Genomic DNA, 6,000 nt, shown 5'->3' on the forward strand with positions numbered 1-6,000 from the left:
TATGCTAGCTGTTCGAACTTCAAAATTCGTTCAGCAATGTAAGACCTTGTTGTTGATCGGGTCAAACAGAGATGGCGTATAGTGAGAAACTGATCTCACGAAGCTTTTAAAAGTTGATTCTGCAATCTCATGAAATATTGTGTTAATAATTTCGTAATACCCTTAGGCTTCTGTGTTGAGAAAGTGACTTTGGCTTGCCTTGTGCAAATGGTTTACCTAAATAAATCTAATTGGCAAAAGCATGACTGTCGCAACTTGTATTAGTAGCTAATAGCTGAAAAGATGTGAATTCGATACTATCGTCTAAAGCTAAACTAATCACTACTGATTAACTTGATACCTTCCGCCGAATAAATCAGATTACTTGACCTTGAACGGACAGAACACCTTCCGATAAAGACAACTGATAACTGAATGCTCAGGTAGTGAATGGTAATTTAATGGAGCTGCCGCAAATCGATAGCTAAAACTGTACACCTCACTATGGATTTCACTTTTCCGACTTGCTATAGATATTGTTAGAGGGCTATACATTACCAACTGGTTAGCAATTAGGAAACTGTTTAGTCCGCTAGCTTCTATCTCTGAACGTGGCTGATACACAAAGGTAGGGCAGAGTGATAATAAGTTATCAATGAGTAGTGATTTAAAATCCGCGAGCCTAGCCAAAATTAAATAGAGCGAAAGGGGCCCACCCCGAAGGGTGGGAAATACCTTAATGGATTTGATGCTCTAAAGCATTTAGGAAAGTTGCAATATCATCTACTTGTTGTGTGCTTAATTTCTGCCCCAATTGGTACCAAGCCATATCGTAAATTGCTTGTTCAATGGTTTCTACACGCCCGTCGTGGAAGTAAGGAGCGCTTCTGCTTATATCGCGTAACATTGGAACTTTAAACATCATTTTATCTTTTTCAAGGCCTGTAACTTTATAACGACCTAAATCTTCTTGGTGTGGATATTGGTTGACTAGCCCCATCTTCTGGTACATGTTTCCACCCAAGGTTGCACCATTGTGGCATGCCGAACAACCAGTGTTGATAAAGGTTTGCAAGCCCTTTAACTCACTTTTTGTCATAGCCTGATCATCGCCGCTCATAAAATCATCAAAACGATCATTCGTAATCAGGGTGCGCTCAAATGCAGCTATGGCCTGAGCAATATTGTCGTAAGAGATAGCATTTTCTTTATCAAAGGCGTGTTTGAAACTTTCTTGATATTCGGCAATTTTTGAAATCTTTGTCTCAACAGCCTCTTCTGAAGGCATCCCCATCTCTACAGGGTTTAGAATTGGACCTTTGGCCTGTTCCTTCAGGTCCTCTGCGCGACCATCCCAAAATTGAGCCATTTGGAATCCTGAATTCCAGACCGTTGGAGAGTTTCGATCACCCTTGGTGCCAGGTAAAGCTCCCGGTGATGTCGCTTCATTGTCAACGCCCGAACCGTTGTAGTTCCCTACTTGATGGCAGCTGTTACAGGACTGGCTATCATTTACTGAAAGCCGTTTGTCCATGAACAGTGTTTTTCCAAGCTCAACCATAGCTGGGGTGTCATTCTCACTGCCTGGCATAGTTTCTGAGAGAGTGCCGAACATAATTTTTGATTGTTGACGTAATTGATTTATATCAATTTCGGCTATTGCCGTTGTTGATAGCAAGCTTGCTGCCGCTATCAAGCTGCCAATGATTGGAAGCTTTAGATCTCTTTTCGAAAAAATTTTCTTAATCACTTTGGTATCTCTCCCAAATCTCAAAAAAGAATGAAAACTAACCTATTTTTAGTCAAAGTTAGACGGTGCCACTATATAGGGGAGCTCGTTCAGCTGATACCATGATTTAACAAAAAATTTGTTGATTTTTGGAATATCCAGAATTGTTCACAAAATATTTTCCAAATATTATTCAGAACTTGACCTATACATTGAGTGCACTGGTTTTGGCAAAATTGATGTCTTGCTATTTACCTTTGAAAATTGCAGGGCAATTTCTGAGATGGGGAGGAAGTGTAGAGTTGAGGGGATACTTATCGGCATCTCCAAAGAGAAATGATTCGTATTTCTGCTAGTCGGTTGGTGGTGTAATATTTACTCGAACGATAAATGACCCCTTAACTATCTGAATGTGGTCAACTTTTTAGTTAGAGCTTTTAGGAAGCTTTTAATCTTATTGTTATATCTGTTTAACTTTTATATTGGTCTACGTATTCTAAATAGAGGCGTTCCGCTGCCTATCAAGCTACCGGGCTTAACAAGAATCTCTTCGATCAATCTCTTTAGTGAAATTGGTTACTTTCCCAATTAGCACCCCTAGTTCGCCTTTCTGGGGAATTACATTTTAGAGCCACCTGAGAATCTCTGTCGATACTCCCGAGGAGAAAGACCGGTCTGTTTGTGAAACATTTTCCGGAATGCGCTGACATCCTCATATCCCACTTGCCAAGCGATCTGTTCGACTTGCAATGTGCCCGTTTCCAGTAGTTCGCGGGCCTTCTGCCTTTCAAGCTCTAAAAGTTATATCTAACTCTTCGGTTATAACTTTTTGTCTCTCAAGGAGATCTTTCTTGTATCTATCTGTTGACTCTCAAGTGGCTTGAGAGTCCATACTTCAACTCACGCGCAGAAGGGCGAACAGATAGGTGGAACTATGTTTAGAATCGGTGAGTTTTCAAAAATAGCCCAGACCGCTGTTTCACAATTACGGTATTACGACCAAATTGGTCTGTTTCAGCCTGATCACACAGACGAGTCCACTGGGTATAGATACTACAGCACTAATCAGTTGCCTGAATTAAACCGTATTATCGCCTTGAAAGAGCTGGGAATTTCGCTTGAACAAATTAAGGTCATGGTTCTTCAGGACGTATCGGTTCAAGAAATTCAAGGTATGTTACTGCTGAGAAAAGCACAAATAGAACAAACTGTTCAGGAACAAATTAATCACCTAAAGATCATTGAAGCACGCCTAAAAGAGGCTGAAAGGCCTGAGAGTTTGAATTTCGATGGAATTATTCTAAAAAGCACTGCTGAGCAGCCTTTCTATTCTGTTAGAAAGATAATGCCAAACCTATTTGACACAATCCACTTGGTGACCGAGCTAAGGGAATATGTACCTGACGTGGCGGGGAAAGACCAGCTTGGCCCTCTAACGATCATACTTCACGGTAATGCTTTTAGTATTGAAAACGTAGATATCGAAGTAGGGTTTCCAGTTAAGATGAGTATCGAAAGAGCTCTACTGCTACCTGGAGGAAGTGAAGTTAAAGGGCGGGTTCTCCAATCAGAGCAGAGTGTTATTTCTACGATCAGGGTAGGAGCATTTGAAAACGGGTATGAGAAATATGCTCAGCTAGGTAGGTGGATAGAGAATAGTGATTTTCAAATATCAGGGCCTGCAAAAGAAATATTTATAAAGCCACCATCCCAAGGGGACCCTGAAGATTGCGTTTGTGAGATTCAATTTCCGGTAACAAGGCCAACCACTCCTGTTTGAATATATAGGTAAAGTCCTATAGATATCGAACATTAAAACATATCAAAAATCAGATTTTTGATGAATAGGCAATTAAGGCTTAGGGGTTCGTATATCTTAAAAACAGAATACATTATTTTTACGTCATAATTTTTAATTGGGAGAGTGCAAATGAAAATTGTCAATCAAATTAACATCAACACTTCTATTGATAAAGTGTGGGAAATATTATCAGGTAATTTTAGCGAGATTAGTAGTTGGACCAGTGCCGTTGTTGTATCCACTGAAAATCCAGATTTACCGAGAGGTGATGGTCGAAAGTGCGAGTTGCCTGATGGAGCCATTGCCAGTGAAACATTAGTGAATGTGGATAGTGGTCAGCATACTTTTTCCTATGAGGTAAAGCTATCTAGTATGCCATTCTTTGTTAGATCCATGATTAATACTTGGAAAGTTGAACCGGTTGCTAATGGGCAGTCACGAGTTAGCTTTGAAATTGGTGTAACTTTGCTCCCCATATTTGCTCAGATTATGGGAGTACTAATGAAGAGGCAGTTTAACAAACTTGCCAAGGTTGTGCTTGAGGAGTTGAAAGTCTTTTCAGAAACCGGAAAAGTCCATCCGCGAAAAGAAGAACAAATAAAACTTAACATAGCTAAGACCGCTTAGCAGTAATATCAACAGGCAATAATGATATCTCTGGGGGGCTGAGTACCTACAGCCCCCAAATATTTCATATTGGCTACCCTTAAGGTTTTTCAATGTCGTATTCAGTAGACTTAAGACGTCGAGAGGTGGCAATAGAGGGAGCACCTGAGATTCATTTAAACAATAAGAAGCTCAGTTACATACCTCAGCAATTTTTGCGATATTACCATACAAGAGAAACTGTAGAGGAGTTGGTGTTAGATATTCACTATGATGAAAAATTCCCCATATTTGTCTGTGAAGACAGCTCCGGAATATATATTCAAGTCGGTGTGATTAGTTACGATATTTATATTCCACTACAGCAGCAACCTTGCCAGAAGAATATTTATGGTAGGAAGTGGCGGGTAGAGCCTGAGTTACCAACTTCCGAAATCATCTGACTCCATGTTTACTGGTCGTAACTCAATTGATAAGGAGACCATAATAGGAACTCCGGAAAACCTAGTAAGGTCGGCTAAGGACTCCCGAGCCTCATTATAGGGCAGGGCGGTAGTATTACCGCTCCTCTTTTACCCGCTTACTCCGTCCACTTTCATGTCGTTCCCGCATGTCGGAATCAATGTAGCGATCGGTCGTAGCCATACTTGCATGTCCCGCATCATCGCGCACATGCTCGCGGGGGCGGTACTTCACATCTTCAGAAATACCCGTATGGCGGAGCCAGTGCACAGTGGCAGCCTTGAGATCTTCTGCATCTTCCCCTAAGCCTTCTTCAACCATCCGTTGGTGGGCAGCATCAAAGCAGTTTTGAACAATCAGGCGCACCTGTCGGGTACTGGTAACTGGTCCCTTGCCACGGGACTTGTGCACCAGAGGTGTCTGCTCATTAATGCTGGGCAGAGCAGGGAGCTGCAAATAATTTCTGTAGCGCTTCAAGGCCTTCAACATTTGGTCGCAAACAGTGATCGCCCGGCCTTTGTTACCTTTACCCGTAACATGAAACCACCAGTTTCCGTCGCGATCTTTCTTGAAATCACCCATAACTGGTGCCGATCTTTCATCCGCAACCAACTCAGAGATTCGCAAATACATAGCGAATAGGGCGTTCATAATGAATAAAGTTCGCTCGTGATCAGTAGGTGATGTCTCGGCCATGATCTCAGCAGTTTCCAGAACATAGTCCCACTGCAAGTTACTGATTCGACGTACAACCTGGCTTTGTTGCTCACGTCGAACAAACTTACTTTTCTGGCGAATCAGTGCCACAGGATTGGCTGGAACCAGGCCTTCTTGATAGAGAAAATCGAAGAAGGACGACAATGCAGTAAAGATGCATTTGATCGCTGCCTGGGATGGCCGGAACTCCTTGGGAGAAGCCGTCTTGCCAGCGCGAAACTCAACTTTGGACACACTGACTACGAATGGCCTCCAATCAGCATTCACAACGCGCTCGCCATTTTGTGTTTTGAATCTGGCAACATTCTTAGTCCCGATCCAGGCAATTGGCGGCTCAATGCAAAACTGCACAAACTCCTCAATGTGTTCGCGCTTCAGAGTCATTATTGAAACTTCTTCAATGCGCCAAGCCCATTGCAGCAAGCGCTCAAGTTCACGGCGGTAGCTGTTAAACGTTGCCTGGCTGCCGTTATAGCTGTAAAGGAACTTAAGCGTGAACTCCAGATCGGTATCTGCACCAGGAATCTGTTTGCTGAGATAACGGCTAGCTGAAAAGCTGGTGCAGCGGAATGGATTCTCAAGATTGCTTAGGTTGTCGATGATTGGTGCTGGTGGCCGGTTGGAAGCAGACATAGAAATATGGATTTGTTGTTGGAATGCGGCAAATTATACGGAAAAACGGGTATTTATAAAATATCCGATATTC

At 42.3% G+C, this 6,000-nt stretch carries 5 protein-coding genes and 1 pseudogene; 3 read left to right on the top strand and 3 right to left on the bottom strand.

The genetic code is table 11. From position 1 onward, the window contains the following. Nucleotides 1–715 precede the first annotated feature (715 nt). Together ACJJIV_RS21095 and ACJJIV_RS21100 are read right to left on the bottom strand one after the other, a co-directional pair. Nucleotides 716–1,729, bottom strand: a complete 1,014-nt coding sequence (locus tag ACJJIV_RS21095) for a cytochrome-c peroxidase (RefSeq protein WP_444890261.1) — start codon at nucleotides 1,727–1,729, stop codon at nucleotides 716–718. 597 nt (nucleotides 1,730–2,326) lie between these two features. Next, nucleotides 2,327–2,482, bottom strand: a pseudogene (locus ACJJIV_RS21100) (helix-turn-helix domain-containing protein); the annotation flags it as partial. 160 nt (nucleotides 2,483–2,642) lie between these two features. On the opposite strand from ACJJIV_RS21100, the gene ACJJIV_RS21105 reads away from it, so the two are divergent. The 3 genes from ACJJIV_RS21105 to ACJJIV_RS21115 all read left to right on the top strand — a co-directional run bounded on the left by ACJJIV_RS21105 (nucleotide 2,643) and on the right by ACJJIV_RS21115 (nucleotide 4,558). Beyond that, a complete protein-coding gene (locus tag ACJJIV_RS21105; protein WP_444890262.1) occupies nucleotides 2,643–3,488 on the top strand; it encodes a MerR family transcriptional regulator in 846 nt (281 codons plus the stop codon). Between the two features lie 150 nt (nucleotides 3,489–3,638). Then, nucleotides 3,639–4,136, top strand: coding sequence for an SRPBCC family protein (locus ACJJIV_RS21110; RefSeq protein WP_444890263.1), 498 nt, complete (start codon nucleotides 3,639–3,641; stop codon nucleotides 4,134–4,136). A 92-nt stretch (nucleotides 4,137–4,228) separates the two neighbouring features. Then, nucleotides 4,229–4,558 (top strand): hypothetical protein, encoded by a 330-nt coding sequence (locus tag ACJJIV_RS21115; protein ID WP_444890264.1) that lies wholly within the window; start codon nucleotides 4,229–4,231, stop codon nucleotides 4,556–4,558. A gap of 115 nt (nucleotides 4,559–4,673) precedes the next feature. Here the strand turns inward: ACJJIV_RS21115 and ACJJIV_RS21120 are convergent, their stop codons facing one another. Beyond that, nucleotides 4,674–5,927 (bottom strand): tyrosine-type recombinase/integrase, encoded by a 1,254-nt coding sequence (locus tag ACJJIV_RS21120; protein WP_282932847.1) that lies wholly within the window; start codon nucleotides 5,925–5,927, stop codon nucleotides 4,674–4,676. Nucleotides 5,928–6,000 lie beyond the last annotated feature (73 nt).

The organism is Microbulbifer mixtoriginis (SeqCode) (assembly GCF_052466765.1).

Coding starts and splice junctions, on each gene's coding strand:
- ACJJIV_RS21105 (WP_444890262.1), top strand. CDS start 2,643: ATGTTTAGAATCGGTGAGTTTTCAAAAATAGCCCAGACCGCTGTTTCA.
- ACJJIV_RS21110 (WP_444890263.1), top strand. CDS start 3,639: ATGAAAATTGTCAATCAAATTAACATCAACACTTCTATTGATAAAGTG.
- ACJJIV_RS21115 (WP_444890264.1), top strand. CDS start 4,229: ATGTCGTATTCAGTAGACTTAAGACGTCGAGAGGTGGCAATAGAGGGA.
- ACJJIV_RS21120 (WP_282932847.1), bottom strand. CDS start 5,927: ATGTCTGCTTCCAACCGGCCACCAGCACCAATCATCGACAACCTAAGC.